The sequence below is a fragment of the Sessilibacter sp. MAH3 genome, assembly GCF_054658275.1.
The window spans coordinates 14,427-32,623 of record NZ_BAAGIE010000029.1; the positions used below are offsets into that span (position 1 = coordinate 14,427).

General features: G+C 48.0%; 19 protein-coding genes. 14 read left to right on the forward strand and 5 right to left on the reverse strand.

From position 1 onward, the window contains the following. Positions 1-455: 455 nt before the first annotated feature. Both ACYQ2C_RS15350 and ACYQ2C_RS15355 read left to right on the forward strand, forming a co-directional pair. Positions 456-1,586, forward strand: coding sequence for a DUF2855 family protein (locus tag ACYQ2C_RS15350; protein WP_460103993.1), 1,131 nt, complete (start codon positions 456-458; stop codon positions 1,584-1,586). A 202-nt stretch (positions 1,587-1,788) separates the two neighbouring features. Beyond that, positions 1,789-2,601, forward strand: coding sequence for a glutathione S-transferase family protein (locus ACYQ2C_RS15355; protein WP_460103994.1), 813 nt, complete (start codon positions 1,789-1,791; stop codon positions 2,599-2,601). Between the two features lie 359 nt (positions 2,602-2,960). Here ACYQ2C_RS15355 and ACYQ2C_RS15360 read toward each other — a convergent pair whose 3' ends face one another. After that, positions 2,961-4,208, reverse strand: a complete 1,248-nt coding sequence (locus ACYQ2C_RS15360) for a tyrosine-type recombinase/integrase (protein WP_460103995.1) — start codon at positions 4,206-4,208, stop codon at positions 2,961-2,963. A 260-nt stretch (positions 4,209-4,468) separates the two neighbouring features. Here ACYQ2C_RS15360 and ACYQ2C_RS15365 point away from each other — a divergent pair, with 260 nt between their 5' ends. After that, positions 4,469-4,954, forward strand: a complete 486-nt coding sequence (locus tag ACYQ2C_RS15365; RefSeq protein ID WP_460049341.1) for a hypothetical protein — start codon at positions 4,469-4,471, stop codon at positions 4,952-4,954. Positions 4,955-5,190: 236 nt separating this feature from the next. On the opposite strand, the gene ACYQ2C_RS15370 is transcribed toward ACYQ2C_RS15365, so the two are convergent. From ACYQ2C_RS15370 to cadR, 4 genes are all read right to left on the reverse strand, one after another. Next, entirely contained in the window at positions 5,191-6,297 is a 1,107-nt protein-coding gene (locus ACYQ2C_RS15370) for a three-Cys-motif partner protein TcmP (protein ID WP_460049343.1), read from the reverse strand. A gap of 12 nt (positions 6,298-6,309) precedes the next feature. After that, entirely contained in the window at positions 6,310-7,581 is a 1,272-nt protein-coding gene (locus ACYQ2C_RS15375; protein WP_460049345.1) for a three-Cys-motif partner protein TcmP, read from the reverse strand. Between the two features lie 27 nt (positions 7,582-7,608). Further along, positions 7,609-8,352, reverse strand: coding sequence for a DUF5131 family protein (locus tag ACYQ2C_RS15380; protein WP_460049346.1), 744 nt, complete (start codon positions 8,350-8,352; stop codon positions 7,609-7,611). A gap of 195 nt (positions 8,353-8,547) precedes the next feature. Then, on the reverse strand, positions 8,548-8,952 hold the full coding sequence (gene cadR, locus ACYQ2C_RS15385; RefSeq protein ID WP_460103998.1) for a Cd(II)/Pb(II)-responsive transcriptional regulator: 405 nt from the start codon (positions 8,950-8,952) through the stop codon (positions 8,548-8,550). Between the two features lie 73 nt (positions 8,953-9,025). Between cadR and ACYQ2C_RS15390 the strand changes: the two genes are divergently transcribed. From ACYQ2C_RS15390 to ACYQ2C_RS15440, 11 genes are all read left to right on the forward strand, one after another. Beyond that, complete coding sequence (locus ACYQ2C_RS15390; RefSeq protein ID WP_460049350.1) at positions 9,026-9,937, forward strand: cation transporter; 912 nt, start codon at positions 9,026-9,028, stop codon at positions 9,935-9,937. Positions 9,938-10,058: 121 nt separating this feature from the next. Then, positions 10,059-10,343, forward strand: coding sequence for a hypothetical protein (locus tag ACYQ2C_RS15395; RefSeq protein WP_460049352.1), 285 nt, complete (start codon positions 10,059-10,061; stop codon positions 10,341-10,343). A 66-nt stretch (positions 10,344-10,409) separates the two neighbouring features. Next, on the forward strand, positions 10,410-11,681 hold the full coding sequence (locus tag ACYQ2C_RS15400; protein WP_460049354.1) for a TolC family protein: 1,272 nt from the start codon (positions 10,410-10,412) through the stop codon (positions 11,679-11,681). Between the two features lie 43 nt (positions 11,682-11,724). Beyond that, positions 11,725-12,750 (forward strand): efflux RND transporter periplasmic adaptor subunit, encoded by a 1,026-nt coding sequence (locus tag ACYQ2C_RS15405; protein ID WP_460103999.1) that lies wholly within the window; start codon positions 11,725-11,727, stop codon positions 12,748-12,750. A 12-nt stretch (positions 12,751-12,762) separates the two neighbouring features. Then, positions 12,763-15,876, forward strand: coding sequence for an efflux RND transporter permease subunit (locus ACYQ2C_RS15410; protein ID WP_460049357.1), 3,114 nt, complete (start codon positions 12,763-12,765; stop codon positions 15,874-15,876). Between the two features lie 35 nt (positions 15,877-15,911). Then, positions 15,912-16,514, forward strand: coding sequence for a methyltransferase family protein (locus ACYQ2C_RS15415; RefSeq protein ID WP_460049359.1), 603 nt, complete (start codon positions 15,912-15,914; stop codon positions 16,512-16,514). 21 nt (positions 16,515-16,535) lie between these two features. Then, a complete protein-coding gene (locus ACYQ2C_RS15420; RefSeq protein WP_460049360.1) occupies positions 16,536-16,826 on the forward strand; it encodes a TMEM165/GDT1 family protein in 291 nt (96 codons plus the stop codon). A gap of 24 nt (positions 16,827-16,850) precedes the next feature. Beyond that, entirely contained in the window at positions 16,851-17,240 is a 390-nt protein-coding gene (merR, locus tag ACYQ2C_RS15425; protein WP_460049361.1) for an Hg(II)-responsive transcriptional regulator, read from the forward strand. A gap of 73 nt (positions 17,241-17,313) precedes the next feature. Continuing rightward, complete coding sequence (locus tag ACYQ2C_RS15430) at positions 17,314-17,667, forward strand: mercuric transporter MerT family protein (RefSeq protein WP_460049362.1); 354 nt, start codon at positions 17,314-17,316, stop codon at positions 17,665-17,667. A gap of 10 nt (positions 17,668-17,677) precedes the next feature. Continuing rightward, the gene (merP, locus tag ACYQ2C_RS15435) at positions 17,678-17,968 is read left to right on the forward strand and encodes a mercury resistance system periplasmic binding protein MerP (protein WP_460049364.1); all 291 of its coding nucleotides are present in this window, start codon (positions 17,678-17,680) and stop codon (positions 17,966-17,968) included. Continuing rightward, positions 17,961-18,188 (forward strand): GDCCVxC domain-containing (seleno)protein, encoded by a 228-nt coding sequence (locus tag ACYQ2C_RS15440; RefSeq protein WP_460049365.1) that lies wholly within the window; start codon positions 17,961-17,963, stop codon positions 18,186-18,188. The genes merP and ACYQ2C_RS15440 overlap by 8 nt, the downstream gene beginning before the upstream one ends. Positions 18,189-18,197: the final 9 nt, after the last annotated feature.

Consider the following 18,197-nt stretch of genomic DNA (forward strand, 5'->3'; position numbering starts at 1 on the left):
GGCGCGCCCACACCTACAACAAGAAAGTGGAGAGCGAGTGGCTCGCGAAGTATTCCTGCTGCAGCACAAGCAAGGCCAGGGTCGGCGATGGTCTGGGCAAGACCACCGGCTGGATTCACCGCACTGGCTTGCACATACACACCGCCGAGGGTGAGCCGCAGGTGCTGCCGGTCAGAACGTGCATCTGATCGGTGGTGCTGATGTGGCTGCTGAACTGGATGCCAAGCGCGCGATTAACTAGGGGTCGCGGCTAGCAGTACTGTAATGAATTATTTCCACGAGGAAAGCCAAATGTCTGAACTGAAATTTTTTCCCCTGGCTGCTGCCAGCCTGCAGCGGTGGTATGCGATGGTCGCTACTCGCGACCTCAGTGCTTTGCCCGAAATACTCGACGCCAAAGCTGTATTCCGTTCGCCTATGGCGCATAAGCGCACAGAAGTAGGGAGGAGCAGATCATGTTAGGCATTCCCGTCTTGGACTTCCAGATCGACCGTAGCGACTGGTCCCGCTACGAACTGCAGGAGAGTACGCTCGACATGGACGCCCTGGCTCCAGGCCAGGTGCTGCTGCGGGTCGATCGGTTCGGCCTGAGCGCCAACAACATCACCTACGCCGTTTTGGGTGATGCACTGCGTTACTGGCAGTTTTTCCCGGCCCCTGAGGGCTGGGGGATTCTGCCCGTTTGGGGTTTTGCCGAGGTACAGGCGTCGCGCTGTCCGGGTGTCGAACCGGGCGAGCGCTGGTATGGCTATTACCCCATGTCCAGCCATCTACTGGTCGAGCCGACACAGCTGAAGGCGGGTAGCTTTATTGATGCTACGACGCATCGGCAGTCTCTGCCGTTGCTCTACAACCAGTACCTGCGCACGTCTAAGGATGTGCTCTACACCGTCGAAAGCGAAGCGGCACAGATACTGTTGCGGCCGCTATTCACCACCGCATTCGTGCTTGATGATTTCCTCGCCAGCAACGGTTTCTTCGGTGCCGGGCGTTTGCTGATGACCAGTGCATCAAGCAAGACGGCCATTGCTACGGCGACTCTGCTGAAGAGTCAGCGAGGCAAGCGTGGCCTGGACTATGAAGTTGTCGGCCTGACTTCGCCGGGGCATAGGGCGTTCGTCGAGGGACTGGGTTGCTACGACCACGTTCTCGCGTATTCGCAGTTGGTCGATCTCGACTCTGCCACACCCACGTTAGTCGTCGACTTCTCCGGCAATTCCGAGCTACTGGAGCGCCTGCATCGCACTCTCGGCCCACAGCTGCAGTACAGCTGCCTGGTCGGCGCAGCCCACTGGGATCAGCGGGGTGGACTACCAAGCGATCTACCTGGGCCTGCACCGAAACTATTTTTCGCTCCCGCACAGGCGGAGAAGCGCTTGAAAGAATGGGGTGGAGAGCGCTTTCAGAGCAGCATGATCGAGCACTGGAGTGATTTTCTCAGTGGTGTTGGTCACTGGCTGAGCTTTGAGGAAGGGCATGGCCACGAAGCCGTCGGGCGAGTCTACGCGGCTATGCTCAAGGGACAGGCGAACCCACAGCTTGGCTACATCCTGTCGCTGTCCAATTCGCAAAGTCCGGCTCCATGAATTGGCAGCGCTGAAGGAGTTTCGGGGAAGGCTTCGGTGAGCCCGTCAGCACAGCTCACTTCATTTCCCGGCCTTGCGGGGTGGCTTAATCCCAAGCTCGGTCATCCCGTTTTTTTCAATCTCTGCGCGATGCATGTCCGACTACCTCCTCCGCGTTGTGGGGAGGGCATTGCTAACGCGTTTATAATCAGGAGTAAGTTCGATGTTTTCCAATAACGTTGCAGAAGTTAGCGAGCCGCGGAACCTCTATGGTTTCTGGCTTTCGCCTTTCATGGCGCTGGTGGCACAAATGCTGAAGGAGGCAGGCCTTGAGTTTCAGTATCAACGCGTGTCTCCCTTCATCGGTGAGACGCTCTCGACCGAATACCAGCGCCGTAACCCGTTGGGGAAGATTCCGTCACTAACGGACGTCAATGGCGTGTGTATCTCGGAGAGCCAGGCAATCTGTCGCTATCTGGCCAGAACCTATCCGCAGGCGGCCAAGTTCTACCCCTGTGACGATGCGCAGCGCTGTGCCGAAATCGACACACTGAACGACTACATCACCTTCTCGCTGAGCGGGCCCTTCTTCAACTGGCTCTTCGTGGGTGGCTACTTCCCCAAGACGTTGGGCTTCCAGACCGAACGTGAGTCCGGGGTGTTCAGTGTCTGGTCGATGCTGATGATCAAAGGCGCTCTGACGCGGCTCGTGGGACGCTCGCGTCTGCAGCCTTTCCTGCTGGGAGAGGAACCCTACCTTCCGGACTTTCATCTGTTTCATGTGCTGGAACTCAGCCGTACCTTTTCCGAGCTTTTCGAGATTCCCTTCATGAACTTGGTGGAGGGCAACAAGGAGCTGAGCAGGTTTTACCAGGCCATGGCGGAGCGCCCTATGACGCAGGCAATCCTGGCAGCGCAGGCCCATGAGTTTCCTGTGACACGACGTGAGCTGCTGGAAGAGTTCGGTACCACCTACGCGCAGTTACTGAAACCGGCCAGGGGAACACTGAGCGCCATGTTCGGGCATGAAGTTTGAGAGTGCTGGCCTGACGATCCTTCGACCCGAATGAGGATGTGAAATGTCGATCTGGACCAATGTCTTGCCCCTGTTCGCGGCCGCCGGGCTTGGTACGTATTAGGGGTGCTAGCTACTTCTTATAACTTTATTTCGTGAAACAAGCATGTAAAACCATGGCTGGCATCATCGTATTGATTTTGTTACATATTTTGCTAGCAAATGATGTTCAAACTCGAATTACTGGAATGGTTTTAATATTAGGCCTGGCGACCGGATATGAGTTCATCCTCATGTAAAACAGTAATAGAATTTGCTAAGCGCCCGAGGTGGCCAGTTATAAGAGCAAATAGACTGCAGAGATTGAGAACAACAAGTCATTAATTCACTTTCCTATTTTTCCCGCTTTCAGCACGAACACGATTTTCTGTTTGGACATAGACGGTATCAGTCGTCGCCATACTAGAATGCCCCAGATCTTCGGACAGATCCTTCAGAGCGCGACCACGTTCAATTTCCATACTCGCACCAGTGTGTCTCAGCCAATGGGAAGAGGCTTCTCGCAGCTTACGCGCATTGTCTTCGCCTTCAGCTTCCTTCATTTTGTCGTAAGCCAAATCAAAAACTTGTTGGACAATGCGAATAAGCTGCCTGGATGTCATCCCGCCTTGTCCACGAATTTTTTCGACTATTGGATGGTTTTCACCTGAAGACGGTAGGGGGCTAAGGCCGCGAAATTGGCGGTATCTTTTGAGATAATCGATAAAGCTGTTCGGGACTGTGATGTCTCGAAGTTTTCGACCTTTGCCAAATATCTTTAGCCACCAGTTGCCCTCAGAATCCTGCCAAAAATGGCTCATCACAGGCGTCCAGTTTGGGCGGTCAGACAATTCAGAAATGCGTAAAAACAGCGTTTTCAGCGCAGTTATGACAAACAGACTGCGCTCGTAAATTCTGTCTTGATTCGCAAGCTCAAGTGCAACATTAAAGACGTATTGCCATTGAGACTCGGATAAACGCCGAATTTCCTTGACCTGCACGTCTTTTATGAAATGACGGCAATCAGGTTTGGCGATTTGAGCCGGGTTACCGTATAAATGCTCTTCGTTCATTAAATATTTGTAAAACGCAATCACTGCCGTGAACATAGCAGCAAGTGTTTGCTGAGATGGCTTGTATTTCTTTTTATCGAGAACCTGGTCGTCCGACGCATCCTTAGGCAGCTGTAGCTTGAATGGTGCCCATAACTTATTCTGCGTGTAATACCCACTATGGAAAACAAACTTTTCATGGTTCGCCGTGCAGATCCAAGAAACTGGCGGCTGCCAACAAAAGTCAGCGTATTCCAGAATATCAGCCTTGCGCAGTTGCTCCATAGGCATGGTTTTGAACAGAAAAACCCACAACAAGAATCGCTCGGTTTCGTTCCTGAATCGTGTGAATGTGTGTTCGGATTTGTTTCGGCCGATATAACTGAGGAATTCTAGACCCCAGTTCCAATGAGTCAGCCACCAGCTTTCTCCGGAGTCCAAAAACTGCTTGAGGTCCTTGTATTCACCGAAATTCAGTGACGTTAGCTCTGAGAACGCTGGAAATAAGGCGACTGGCTTTGGATTGTTTGTGGCCATACGAAGTACCGATATTATTGGAATAAACTTAGTTTAGCCGCTTTGATATGTTATGTCGAATACTGAAGCGTATGTGAAATAAATTGGTGTTAATTAATGGTCATGCTAGCACCTATCGGTTTGGACGACTCCCTGAAGTCTTCAGTTTTTTGCGCTAAAGCTTTCAGTTAGTCTTCGGAAGTAATAAGTTATTAGCTGCGATTACATATAACGTTTATACGTATATACTGGCTAGCTTTAACGGAATCTTATTCTGAAGTATGTGGGTTATAGATTTTGAAGCAAGCGGCCTGTCCAAATGTAGCTACCCCATAAAGGTTGGCATAACAAACGGGCTTATAAATTATCACTCGCTAATTAAACCAATGCCTTACTGGCAACACTGGTCTCGTGAAGCTGAGGCAATTCATGGGATATCCCGAGCCCAACTGAAATTGAATGGGCTGGAATCGAAGCAAGTGGCTCACACTTTAAACGATTTTTTATCTGGACAAACTGCCTACTGCGACTCCATCCAATGGGATGAATTTTGGTGCAAAATACTTTTTTCAGATAACGGCATACATCAACGATTTGAAATACAGGACATCAAGGAACTTATTAAGACTCCAGAATGTCGCTTGGAATCTTATTTTGATTTTAAAAATAAGCTGGAAAAAACGGATGATTTTACGATACATAGAGCGCTTGATGACGCCCAACTAATTTGGCTTGCGTTACGGAAAACCCTCGAGAGCTTTTCGTAACGTAAATATATTAAATGGCAATCCTATAAAAACAAACAACATACAAATAGACTTACTCTTATTTAGACAAGGCAAGTACCTCTGCTATAGAGAATTTTGAGGTTTTGTTTAGAATTTCCCTATTAAATATGACCATTTTTTAATGAGTTGATCGTGAACGCTTAGCTAACTAACTAACAGATTGGGGTAAAAATAGTTTTCAATCTGTCTGTCAGTGTAGTGTCAGTAAGTTAAACTCACGTGAATACGCACAAAATATTGTCCGCAAAGCCTCTTTTCGAATTCCTGCCACTTGTTATTATCAAACCTTCTTCCTCCATTTCCTTTAATACGGTTTTATAATGTTTATTTAGAAATGGCTTATCAATGCTGTGTTTACGATAAATATCTATCATCGTTAATGACTGGCCAGCAAAGTCCAACAAGAGCTGATCTTTCAGTGAATCCAATGGCCGATTAAGCTCAAAAAGAAGTCCTTGTGAAAGGGTTGCTGCAGGCATGTACTGAAAGGATGCTACTCCCTGACAGTCGCTAGAACTTTCTTTTGCCATGATTTCCTTCATCACCTCATACCCTTTAAAGTGTTTTGTCACAAATACGAGGTGATGCGTTGTCCTCTTGCCACTTTCATTTTTAAAACAAAATGGCAAAACATAACGGTGCCCGTAGGTTTTTAGCGCATTTGCGATGCTTTCAACAATCTGTGATTCTCGTTCATCGGGGGGCAAACCTGTAATTTGATCAATTAAAGTTTGTGTATGCGATTCGAACAACGCATCCATGTGACTTCGAACTTTTGGATTCGAAAGACCCGCATTAACTCGAGCGTAGTTAAAGAAAAAAAGGCAGTCACAGCCCCAATCTTTTAAAAAAGCATTTACAAGCCTAAGTGATAACCCTTTGTACCCCCATGGGTCGATGAAGGCGAGTATAGGTATGACGCTCATCTTCTCGAACTGGAGTGCAATATTGTCCCCTACTTCTTCATTCCAGATCTGAGGAGTGTGCTTCAACAGCTTGATTTGATCTAAATCTTCAATTGCTTCGGACAACGTTCTTGCATGGTTTTCGTCTTTGTCATTAAATATTGTGACGAGGCGATCATGCAGTTGCTCATTCTGTAATGCGGTGTTTAAAACTCGTAGAGGAGTTGATATGACGCCATCTTTGTATCGGCCAGGGCCAGCAAATAAGTCAACATAACCTATCTTCTGAACATGTTGCTGGTAGCGCTTTTGTGCCCCGGTAATAATCTGCGACCAAGCTCCAAAATATTTTTCTACGATGGTCGCTTTAACCAACGACTGCTCCCGGGTTTCATCAAAGAATCTTTCGTCTTTCATATTTTCATCCTTTTAAAGAACAAAAATTGATTTTTGATTGTAAGAGATCAGGTCTCCTGATTTTGCTTGATTAGCAGAGTTAAGGTATTTTCCCGATGAGTTCAATATTTTTAGCTCTTTATTCTTTAGGCTGCTAGTAAGTGCTTGTCGTATCTGATTTTCGGCGGCAGGAGTGTAGCTACCGATCTGATCAACCAAACAAGAGAGCGAGATTGGTTCATTCAAATTGAAAATGTGCCGCGGTATATCTTCGGATAAACGCCTAATACACCTCGTTTCGGCATCGGTACTAAAATCAAATTCAGTAACCAAGTCGAAACTACTCTGACCGGGTGTTTCCGTGGAGGTATACCCGAGTGAAAAAATTCCCTCTGCCATGTGATGTGAAAAAGATGAGTTTGAATGCTTCCAGTGTAGTGACATCATAACATCGCGTGCCCTGTAGACCTTAGATAGATGGACAAGCCAGTATGTGAGTCCGCTTTTGGGCGTCACAAAAAAAAGAGTAATATGCTTTGCCCCTGATGCTCTATAAATTGCGTTTGCAAGCTGCTCTTGAACAGCCGCCCTGCCTTTTCCGGCTTCCTTCAGAGCAGCTATGCGCTTCCAATCTATGTATTGATCAAGGTGAATATTCTCCAATGCTTTTCGGTTAGCATCGCATTCTGAAAAGTAATTCATAAGAGCGTTTACGTTAAACGTCAAAATTACTTCACTACCTTTTAATTTTTCCAATATGTAACGTACCGTATTAAAAGGAACATCTTTATAAGCATACTGGTCAAGTATAAAGAGACATCTCTGGGCTTTATTTCTTTTATGAATTGCGTCAATTACGGAGGGTGCTGCGCGGGCAAAGATATCTGTGTGCAAGAATATGTTTTCGTCTAGCTCTTTTTTGAAGGCCGACTGCTGAATTTCATGTTTCAGAAATTCAGTATGTTGCTTGATATAATCAATAAAAAAGTAGTGAGCATCGATGGAGCGTCGCTTAATGCGATTTTTATTAATGCGCTCCTCGACTTCCTTAATTGCATTTAGAATGACAAATGGTGAACCATCAATAGTCTCATTGGTTAAAATATCCCGGTACTTTCCACCACCAGAAAAACCATCAACAATTGATAGTCTCAAACCTTCAATCGAAGTGTTGCTCATGTACACTTCAACATAGCGCTGAATGTAGTCCGAAATAATACGGTGCTTCGCCTGGCTATGTTCGTCTAAATAAGGTAACTGCTTACCGATAGCCCATGTATATTTTTCCTTTTTCTTTTTGGGCACGTTGTTTCCCTTTTGTTATTTTAGAATTTATATAGCTATAGCAGGTATTTGATTCCAGGTTTTGCCTTGTAGGGTTCTTCCGTTTGCTTGTTTTGATCTTTTGATCCCATCCTCACCCCAGGCGCCCCACTGCTTGAAGAAAAAACTGGTTCCAGCGCGTTCGCATTGTGATTTTATTTTGAGAACCCAAGATTCCTCCATGGGCCTAGCTTTGCCCCCGGACTCGCCGCCAACTATAACCCAGTGAATACCTCGAAGACTAATTCTTCCAACATCTTCCAAAAGTGGTTCGATTGACAGAAACCGGGTCTTAGCTCTAATCCGCTGTAGCTGAGCTATCCTCGGTTTCCCGTATTGTTTGTCCTCAACTGATACGCCTAGCCAAGCATTATCTGGTGCTCGCCTCGTGTCAAAATACTCCCTCATGCGTTCAGCTCTTTTAGTCAAAATTTGAAACGCATGTTGAGTGGCTTGGTCAATAACCGCCATCACTTCATCTATATAGTCGAAGGGCACGTCTTCATGAAATAAGTCACTCATTGAATTGACGAAATATACTGTGGGCTTTTTTCTCTGCAGAGGCTGGTCAAGTCGCTCTCTCATCAGGGATATAGTCGAGAACCCTCGCTCATAGCCACTTACACTCATTGCTTGCAGACGCTTACTCATGACTTCAGCGTAACAATACTTACACCCCGGTGACACCTTGGTGCAGCCTGTGACTGGATTCCAGGTTTGTTCTGTCCATTCAATTTTACTTTTAGTAGCCATTGCTAACCCTCCACGTTACACTGTATGTATAAACAGTGTAACACTCTGGTCGTTTGGTTTATATGATCGTGAAATAAAATCATTTGCAAGTTCCGAGGGAGGCCCGCAGCTGTACTAAGTGACCCTGAAGTATTTGCTTTCTCCAACGATAATGGAAAAATTGGAGTTACACATTCGAAAGGCATGATCGACCGATTAGTTCAAACCTTTTTTCTGCGCCAGACTCCTGATGATGCCGCAATCCTCTACGGTTCGGTTTTCCGAGCAGTTGTTCCGGAGGTCGTGTAGTTGGCGATGGAGGCTTTGAAGTTCATCTATCCTTTCTTCGGCCTGTTGAATATGCTGATCAACCATCTCATTGACCTTACCACACCTGGACCCGGGTGCTTGGCTGAGCGTGAGTAAATATCTCACTTCGGACAGAGAAAGATCAAGACTACGACAACGCTTTATGAACATTAAGCGCTCTTCTGCGTGATGGTCGTACAGGCGAAAGTTGCCACCACTCCGTGTGGGAGAACTCAACAACCCTTCCCTTTCATAATATCGGATGGTTTGAATGGAACACCCACTGCGTTTTGCAAGTTCACCAATTTTCATTGGCGCCGCCCCTTGACTCTATAGTTACTATAGAGTGTACGCTTGCCTTCTTCGATAATTCAAGGGCTATTCTATGACATCTGACTTCTCACAACGCTGTGGTTGCCAGAGCAATGAGGCGGGCGCACCGTTTTCTCCATCAAACCCGAAATCCAATAGCGCTTCGACAACTCTGAATACCATGAGCACGTTCGAAGTGCCTCAGATGGACTGCCCTTCTGAGGAGACTCTCATCCGCACAGCATTCGCAAGCTTTGGGGAATCAGTCACCTTCGAGTTCGATACCCCGAATCGGAAAGTGCATGTTTATCACGCCGATTCGCCTAACTTGATCGAAATCACCATGAAATCCGTGGGGCTCGGAGCACGTCGCTTATCGCTTGAACAGGTGGATGTTGAAAGTGCGAAGAAAATACGAGAAGAGACAAAGCTTAACGATTCACGAGAAGCCTGGGTTCTGAAGTGGTTGCTCGGAATTAATGCCATGATGTTTTTCTTTGAGCTTGCTGTGGGCGTTGTGGCCCAATCTGCGGGGCTGATAGCGGATTCAATGGACATGTTTGCCGATGCTGCGGTCTACATCGTAGCGCTCTATGCAGTGGGCAAAGCGGCACAAGCCAAGCTTAAAGCCGCGCATTTATCCGGCTGGCTCGAAGCCGCCCTGGCAATGGGTCTTTTAATTGAAGTGATCAGGCGCACCTTTATGGGAAGTGAACCGGCCTCCCTGATTATGATGGGGGTTGGCAGTCTGGCATTAGTGGCTAACGTCGCGTGTCTCCTGTTGATTTACCAGGTGCGAAATCATGGCACTCATATGAGGGCCAGTATGATTTTTTCGGCTAATGACGTGCTCGCCAACGCGGGGGTTATTCTTGCCGGAGGTCTGGTCGCGCTCACGGGATCGCAAATTCCGGATCTGGTCATTGGTGTTATTATTGGGCTTGTGGTGTTAAACGGCGCTCGACGTATTCTTATGTTAAGGTAGTGTGATCGCCATGACTCAGAAAATAGATAAATAGACTTCAATGCTGAAACGTGTCCTGACATACTTTGTGCTGTCGCTGGTTGTGCTGCAGTTTTCTGTAGCCATGGGCGATGCACATCAGTTGCACCAGTCCGGCGCTGAGCATCTTGTATTTGATGACGTCCATCAACACGATGACGAGCACGTTTCCAGCACATTGGACGATCAAAACTTGAACCCAGAATTACCAGCTTCCGAAAAATGGGATTGCCATCACTGTTGTCATTGTCATGGCCATCTTTGTCCCGCAATCCTGATTTCCATCGAGTATGTTCATGTAGCCAAGTTGTCTTCTCCGGTCTCCGATTACGCTGAAAGTACGTTTCCCGAAACCTACGAAACCTTCCTGCGCCCTCCCAAAGCCTAAGTCCCTTTAAGTTCTATGCAGTAACACCCGCACGCGCGGAAACACGACTTAATGCAGGATTTTTTCATGCGAAATACCCTATTTTTCAGGTGTAAATGCACCTGGCTGTGGCTTGCGTTTCTACTATGCAGCACGGCGCCATCAGCGCTTGCAGAAAACGTCGAGTCCTCACTCACGTTAAAAAAAGCGTTGGCTTCGACGCTCGCACAAAACCCTCAGCTGTACCAATACCGCTTCACCGCAGAAGCGTTGAGTGCCCAAAGGCAAACCAGTGCCTTGCGCCCGGCGCTAGCACTTGAGCTGGAGGTCGAAAACTTTGCTGGCTCGGGAACCAATGAAGGCTTTGATGCCGCCGAAACGACTCTTGCGCTCTCTTCTGTGATCGAGCTTGGAGGCAAGCGCCAGGCACGCATGCGTTACGCAGATGCCCGACTCAATCAGGCGGAATGGGAACAACAAGCAGTGACTCTGGATACGCTCGGCAAGGTCACCGGAGTGTATATCGAAGGTTTAGCGACTCAGGCAAACCTTCAACTGGCAGAAGAGTCGCTGGAATTGTCCCAATCCATTCTTAAAACCATCAAAGCACGCTCCGCTCGTGGGGCTACGGCTGAAGCGGAAGTGATGCGGGCTCGGGCAGCACTCACACGTGCTGAAATTCGTTTGGCGGCACTTCAAGCGCAGCTTGAACGTCAGAAAGTATTAATCGCACGATTTTGGGGTGAAACAATACCCGGCTTTCAATCACTAACAGGCAGTCTGTTTGACTTCGGCCCCACCCAAGATTTCGATCAGCTGTACACTCGTGTTCAAAGCTCACCGGCCCTTCAAGTGCTCGCCAGTGAAGCCCGTATTCGAGATGCCGAAGTCACTCTGGCTCGCGCCGGTGGCCGCAGCGACTTAAGCTGGCGCGCAGGCATTAGACGTTTTGAAGAAACCGGGGATTCTGCCTTCACTGCCGATATCTCCTTCCCCTTGTTCGCCGATAAACGTAGCAGTGGCGACGTCAAAGCCGCGTTATCCAATCGCAATGCCGTGGATTACGCCCAACAGGATTTGCTCCTGGTGTTGCACGCACGACTTTTTGAAGCATGGTCGCTCAGAAAACAAAGTATCGCGGCTGCCAATCTTACCCAAAATGTCGCCATCCCCGCGTTGGAAAAAGCGCTCAAGCTCACCAACGAAGGTTTTGACAACGGGCGTTATCGCTATCTTGATCTCATCGCCGCCCAGGAAGAATTGCTTGCCAGTAAACAGTCGCTTATTGATGCCGCCACCACAGCGCTAATTAGCCAGGCTCTGATTGAACAGCTCACCGGCGAAGCCCTTAACCCTTAATTTTTGTTGGCCGGACCAGGTCTGGCCTCCGGAGTTTATATCGATGAAGAATTATTACTTATTGGTTATTTCGAGTGTGGTTTTTCTCTCGAACACACCCGCGTTTTCCGCAAACGATTATGACCACGAGCATGAAGCGTCCGAACAACATGCCCCTCATCATGAAGAAGGTGATCATGACGAACATTCAGATCTTGTCGACCACGACGAAGACGGACATGATCACGATGAGCATGAGCATGAGCATGAGCATGAGCACGGAGAAGAAACCAGCAGCCGCATTGAAGATAAAATGGCGAGTCAGGTGGGTATCGTCACTTCAGTATCCGGACCACAGGAGCTTCACCAAACGATAACAGTATTTGGTTCCATTGTTTTAGCGCCGGAACAACTGAGCCATGTACGGGCACGTTTTGAAGGCTTGGTCAAAGCAGTCAAGGTCACCCTGGGTGATCGCGTGAAAACCGGCGATGTATTGGCTGAAATTGAGTCCAACGAAAGCCTGAAAACCTACACCATCCGTTCTCCCATTACGGGTCGTGTTGTCCAGCGCCATGCCAATACCGGCGAAGTGACCCAGGACCAAATTTTATTTTCTATTGCCAACTTTGACACGGTATGGGCTGAACTGCGTGTCTATCCCGCGCAACGGTCGTCGGTCAGTGAAGGACAATCCGCCCATGTATTAACCAGTACCGGAAGTGTGGCGTCCACCGTGGATCATATTCTGCCGTCGATAGGTGCACCGTATCAAATCGCACGGGTCAAGTTGGCCAATGATAAGCAATCCCTGCCGCCCGGTTTGATGACAGAAGCCCGTATTGAAGTGGGTCGCTTTTCAGTGGCTTTGGCCGTAGAGAAAAATGCCGTACAAACATTGGGTGGCCGCCAAGGCGTGTTTGTGAAACAAGGCGATGTATATCGGTTTACGCCGTTGGTATTAGGCCGCAGTGACGACCATTTTTATGAGGTCGTTGAGGGGCTTGAGATGGACAGCGATTATGTCAGTCAAAACAGTTACCTGATTAAAGCCGATATCGAAAAATCCGAAGCTGAACACGAACACTAATCGAGGCGCACTATGATTGATTCTATTTTGCGTCTTGCTATGGAGCGGCGCTTACTGATCTTATGTTTTATTTTTATCATTGTCGGTGTGGGTATATGGAGTTACCAAAAGCTTCCCATTGATGCCGTACCTGATATCACAAACGTCCAGGTACAAATCAATACCGCTGCACCAGGCTACTCGCCCCTAGAGTCGGAGCAACGCATTACCTACCCTGTAGAAACCGCTCTGGCTGGTTTGCCCAATCTGTCTTACACACGCTCCTTGTCACGCTATGGCTTGTCTCAGGTCACCGTAGTATTTGAAGAAGGTACTAACATTTATTTTGCGCGCAACCTGATTAACGCCAGGCTGGGCGCGATTAAAAGTGTTTTACCGCCCGGACTTGAACCGGAGATGGGCCCCATCTCGACCGGCTTGGGTGAAATTTTTATGTACACGGTACAGGCGAAAGCGGATGTGCGCATGGCCAATGGCGAACCCTATACAGCTACGGCCTTGCGCGAAATCCAGGACTGGATTATCAAACCCCAGCTTGCGCAAGTAAAAGGTGTGATCGAGGTCAACAGTATTGGCGGTTACAACAAGCAATACCACGTCATGCCAGACCCCGCAAAATTACTGGTCTACCAAGTCAGTGTCGAAGACGTGGTGCTAGCGCTGCAAGCGAATAACGACAATCGCGGTGCAGGCTACATCGAACGCAACGGTCAACAACTGCTTGTGCGCTCACCCGGGCAGCTTGGCACCGTCGATGATATCGGTAATGTCATCATCACGGAACACGATTCTGTTCCGATTAAAGTGAAGGATGTCGCGGACATTGGTATTGGCAAAGAGCTGCGTACCGGCGCGGCGACACGGGATGGGGTGGAAACCGTGTTGGGCACCGCCATGATGCTAATCGGCGCCAATTCACGGACCGTGGCTCAGGATGTGGCTGACAAATTGGTGGACATTCAGGCCTCTTTACCAGACGGTGTAATTGCCGAAGCCGTTTACGATCGCACCGCATTGGTGGATAAAGCCATTGCCACTGTTTCCAAGAATTTGTTGGAAGGCGCACTGTTGGTGATCGTTGTACTGTTTCTTTTACTGGGCAATTTCCGCGCTGCGCTGATCACGGCAGCCGTGATTCCTTTATCCATGTTGATGACGATTACCGGTATGGTAAAAACCGGTGTCTCCGCAAATTTAATGAGCCTCGGCGCCCTGGATTTTGGTTTGATTGTCGATGGCGCAGTGATTATCGTTGAAAATTGTGTTCGTCGGCTGGCGGAGCATCAACATAAAAACGGGCAGCAGGATTCACGCGAACGATTGAATACCGTATTCGACGCAACGTCGGAAGTGATTCGTCCGAGTTTGTTCGGTGTGGCCATTATCACCATCGTCTACATTCCAGTCTTCACCTTGACGGGCGTGGAAGGAAAAATGTTCCACCCGATGGCCGCCACAGTCGTCATGGCCTTACTCTCGGCGATGGTGCTATCACTTACCGTTGTACCGGCAGCCGTCGCAGTGTTCATGAACGGAAAAATCAGCGAGAAAGAAAGTGTGGTAATTGCCAAGGCAAAATCCGCCTATCGACCTCTACTGAAGTTAGCACTTAGATTTCGCTACGCCGTGATGGGCTTTACGTCGGTACTGGTGGGTCTTTGTTTGTGGCTGGCCTCTACGTTGGGTTCGGAATTTATTCCACAGCTTAACGAAGGCGATATTGCGCTTCACGCCATCCGTATTCCAGGAACCGGTTTAGAGCAAGCGGTGGAAATGCAGGAAATACTGGAGCAGCGAATCAAAGCGTTTCCGGAAGTAGAAAAAGTCTTTGCGCGCATTGGTACGGCCGAAGTCGCAACCGATCCAATGCCACCGAATGTCGCGGACAACTTTGTCATCCTGAAGCCACGAAGCGAATGGCCAGATTCGTCTAAGACAAAAGCTAAACTCGTTGAAGAGATGGAACTCGCGTTGGAAGAATTACCGGGAAACAACTACGAGTTTACCCAGCCAATTCAAATGCGTTTTAACGAATTGATTTCAGGAGTACGTGCCGAGTTGGGGATCAAAGTTTTTGGTGATGACCTGGATCAGCTGGTTCTGACGGCGAATGAAGTCCTCAACGTGGTGAATGCCATCGACGGTGCAGCCGATGCACGTGTCGAACAAGTCACAGGTTTGCCCACACTCTCGGTCATTCCAAATCGCACGGCTTTGGGGAGATACGGATTGAACGTGGCTGAATTGCAGGACTGGGTGTCCGCAGCCATCGGCGGTGAATCGGCGGGCATTATTTATGAAGGCGACCGCCGTTTTGAGCTGATTGTACGTTTACCCGAAACGACTCGCCGTGATATTGACCGGCTGAAATTTCTGCCGGTGCCACTAAAAAACGGTGACTACGTTCCTCTGGAAGAAGTCGCAACCCTGGATATTTCACCCGCGCCTGCGCAAATCAGTCGAGAAAATGGTAAACGTAGAATGGTGGTTACGGCGAATGTGCGGGGTCGAGATTTGGGTAGCTTCGTCAAAGAAGTTCAAGAAACGATTCGCGAGAAAGCCGATATTCCTCCCGGCTATTGGCTGGATTACGGCGGCACCTTCGAACAATTGGAGTCAGCCAGCCAGCGATTATCCCTCGTCGTGCCGCTCACGCTACTGGTGATCCTCGGCATATTGGTGATGGCATTTTCATCCTTCAAGGATGCGCTGATTATTTTCAGTGGTGTGCCGTTGGCGCTCACCGGCGGTGTGTTGTCGTTGTATTTGCGCGATATGCCACTGTCCATTTCGGCGGGGATTGGCTTTATCGCACTTTCCGGGGTGGCGGTGCTCAATGGCTTGGTGATGCTCGCTTTTATTCGTCAGCTCTGGCATGAGACCGGGCAATTTAACGAGTCGATTATTGAAGGCGCAATGATTCGTTTACGGCCCGTTCTGATGACAGCGCTGGTGGCGAGCCTCGGCTTCGTGCCAATGGCATTGAACACAGGCACTGGCGCAGAAGTACAGCGCCCGCTCGCCACGGTCGTGATTGGTGGCATTATTTCGTCAACAATTTTGACTTTGTTTGTGCTGCCAGTGCTGTATCAATGGGTTCATAAACGAGATACAACACAGCCTTAAGGAGGAGCCCCTCTTAGCTGGGAGGGGCAAACAATATGAATCAATTGATTAACAATTTTTTGCTAATTTATTTTGTTCTGTTTTTCGGTGTTGCCGTTATTTGGCGAAATTATTCTGTCGCAGAGCGCACTGGCATTAACGCCTTTAAGCTGAATCAGAAAACGGGACCTGAAGCGATCACAGGTGTGTATTTCAAGTGCTTGCCCTTGGTATCAATTTTGGTGTTTGTTGTTTTTGCGCTTTTTCCAAATGTGTATCTATTGCTGGGCCCCATCAAACTTCTTACTTATGCTCTGATTCAATATTCAGGCACGGGAATAATGTTGGTTGCTCTAGTTTGGGTGGTAACTGCTCAATCACAAATGGGCGCCTCTTGGCGGATAGGTATTGATCACGATCAAAAAACGGAATTTGTACAAAGAGGGTTATTTAAATATTCAAGAAACCCAATATTTGTTGGTGTGATTTTTATGTCTTTGGGATATTTATTGGTGTTACCTAATTCGATCACATTCGCTATTTTGGTTCTTAATATCGCATTGATTCAAATACAAGTTGCGATGGAGGAAGATTATCTAACACGGCAACACAAACAGGAATATCGTGAGTATTGCCAGCAGGTTAGGCGCTGGCTGTAGACGAAAAATTAAATACACTTTTTGACAACAGGTAAAATGGTGGACTGGAAGATTTTTGTAACAATTTTTGCCTCAGTATTTATTGCGGAGCTGGGCGACAAAACTCAGTTAGCAACCATGCTTTTTGCAGCAGATAAAGAAGTCAGTAAATATACTGTATTCCTCGCTACTTCTGCGGCACTTATCGTAGCATCTGCAATCGGCGTTTTGGCAGGAAGTTTAATATCCGAGTATATAAACGAAAAGTATCTTCATTATATCGCTGGAGTTGGGTTTGTCGGGATCGGGATTTTTACTTTATACAATGCATAACTAACGCTGATCGAAACAAAAGACATGAAAAGAACCATCAGCCGCGTAGCTAAAGAGCTTAACGTAAATGTAGAAACCATTCGCTTCTATGAGCGAAAATCTTTAATCGAACAGCCTCCGAAACCGAAGGATGGTTACCGGCATTACCCTGATGAAACGGTAGACCGAATCCATTTTATCAAGCGCGCACAAGAGCTTGGTTTTACACTGGACGAAGTGTCACGCTTGCTCAGCCTTGAGGATTCCCCATGCAGTGAAGTACAAGAACTTGCTGAAAATAAACTCGAGGCTGTCCAAGCAAAGATGAAGGACTTGAGGCGATTAGAAAACGCACTCAAAGCTTTGCTGGCCCAATGCAACGAGAATGAAAATCAAGCTCACTGTCCAATCATCAATTCGCTACAACCGAAGTGATACTTAGCCTTGACTCCGTACCTTGGTACGGAGTTTATACTTCAGCTATCTTTCGCTTTTCTTGAGGTGTACTGTGCCAAAAACATCATGGTCACTTATTGCTGGTATTGTTGCCGCTATTGGAGCGAGCCTTTGTTGCGCTGGCCCCCTCATACTTTTGAGTGTTGGCATCAGTGGCGCCTGGATAGCCAATCTGACCGAGCTTGAGCCCTACCGGCCACTCTTTATTGCCGTTGTCATTGCTGTGTTCGGGTGGAGTGGATGGCGAATATTTAAGCCTGAACTGACAGGTCGAGATTCCTGTATAACAGGAGAAGCCTGCGCAGACCCCACGGTGCAGCGAAACCGTAAGCTGCTGTACTGTGTTGCAGTGCTAGTAGCAGCAATCTTAATTTTCAGCCCGTATTGGATATTATTTTTTGCATAGAGGTAAAGTCATGAAAAGAGCAATGCTATTGATACTCTGTTTCCTGTATACCAGTTTCGCGTTTGCTGGGGAGCAACAAGTCACTTTGAGTGTACCGACGATGAATTGTGCGACCTGTCCAATTACGGTCAAAAAGGCGCTTAAAAGGGTAGATGGTGTTATATCTGCAGATGTGAGCTATAAAACCAAGTTGGCAATTGTGATTTTTGATGATGAAAAAACGGAAGTTGCCTCATTGATAGAAGCCACTACCAACGCAGGTTACCCTTCGAAGTTAGGGTTGAGCGACACGAATGAGTAAGGCTGTCGTATTAGAATCTGTACTTACTTGCCCAGAGTGCGGACATGAAAAACAGGAAACAATGCCAACTGATGCCTGCCAATGGTTTTATCAGTGTGAAAGCTGCCAAACCGTGCTGCGGCCTAAGCCAGAAGACTGCTGTGTATTTTGTTCCTTTGGAACTGTTCCATGTCCTCCAATACAACAAGATAAAGCTTGCTGTTCGAAAGCAAAGGGTTAGAAGACACAG

Bases quoted from the DNA above. Each gene is read 5' to 3' on its own strand.
- ACYQ2C_RS15350 (WP_460103993.1), top strand. From the start codon at position 456: ATGTTAGGCATTCCCGTCTTGGACTTCCAGATCGACCGTAGCGACTGG.
- ACYQ2C_RS15380 (WP_460049346.1), bottom strand. From the start codon at position 8,352: ATGGCTACTAAAAGTAAAATTGAATGGACAGAACAAACCTGGAATCCA.
- ACYQ2C_RS15410 (WP_460049357.1), top strand. From the start codon at position 12,763: ATGATTGATTCTATTTTGCGTCTTGCTATGGAGCGGCGCTTACTGATC.
- ACYQ2C_RS15440 (WP_460049365.1), top strand. From the start codon at position 17,961: ATGAGTAAGGCTGTCGTATTAGAATCTGTACTTACTTGCCCAGAGTGC.
- ACYQ2C_RS15415 (WP_460049359.1), top strand. From the start codon at position 15,912: ATGAATCAATTGATTAACAATTTTTTGCTAATTTATTTTGTTCTGTTT.
- merR (WP_460049361.1), top strand. From the start codon at position 16,851: ATGAAAAGAACCATCAGCCGCGTAGCTAAAGAGCTTAACGTAAATGTA.
- merP (WP_460049364.1), top strand. From the start codon at position 17,678: ATGAAAAGAGCAATGCTATTGATACTCTGTTTCCTGTATACCAGTTTC.
- ACYQ2C_RS15360 (WP_460103995.1), bottom strand. From the start codon at position 4,208: ATGGCCACAAACAATCCAAAGCCAGTCGCCTTATTTCCAGCGTTCTCA.
- ACYQ2C_RS15370 (WP_460049343.1), bottom strand. From the start codon at position 6,297: ATGAAAGACGAAAGATTCTTTGATGAAACCCGGGAGCAGTCGTTGGTT.
- ACYQ2C_RS15365 (WP_460049341.1), top strand. From the start codon at position 4,469: ATGTGGGTTATAGATTTTGAAGCAAGCGGCCTGTCCAAATGTAGCTAC.
- ACYQ2C_RS15400 (WP_460049354.1), top strand. From the start codon at position 10,410: ATGCGAAATACCCTATTTTTCAGGTGTAAATGCACCTGGCTGTGGCTT.
- cadR (WP_460103998.1), bottom strand. From the start codon at position 8,952: ATGAAAATTGGTGAACTTGCAAAACGCAGTGGGTGTTCCATTCAAACC.
- ACYQ2C_RS15405 (WP_460103999.1), top strand. From the start codon at position 11,725: ATGAAGAATTATTACTTATTGGTTATTTCGAGTGTGGTTTTTCTCTCG.
- ACYQ2C_RS15355 (WP_460103994.1), top strand. From the start codon at position 1,789: ATGTTTTCCAATAACGTTGCAGAAGTTAGCGAGCCGCGGAACCTCTAT.
- ACYQ2C_RS15390 (WP_460049350.1), top strand. From the start codon at position 9,026: ATGACATCTGACTTCTCACAACGCTGTGGTTGCCAGAGCAATGAGGCG.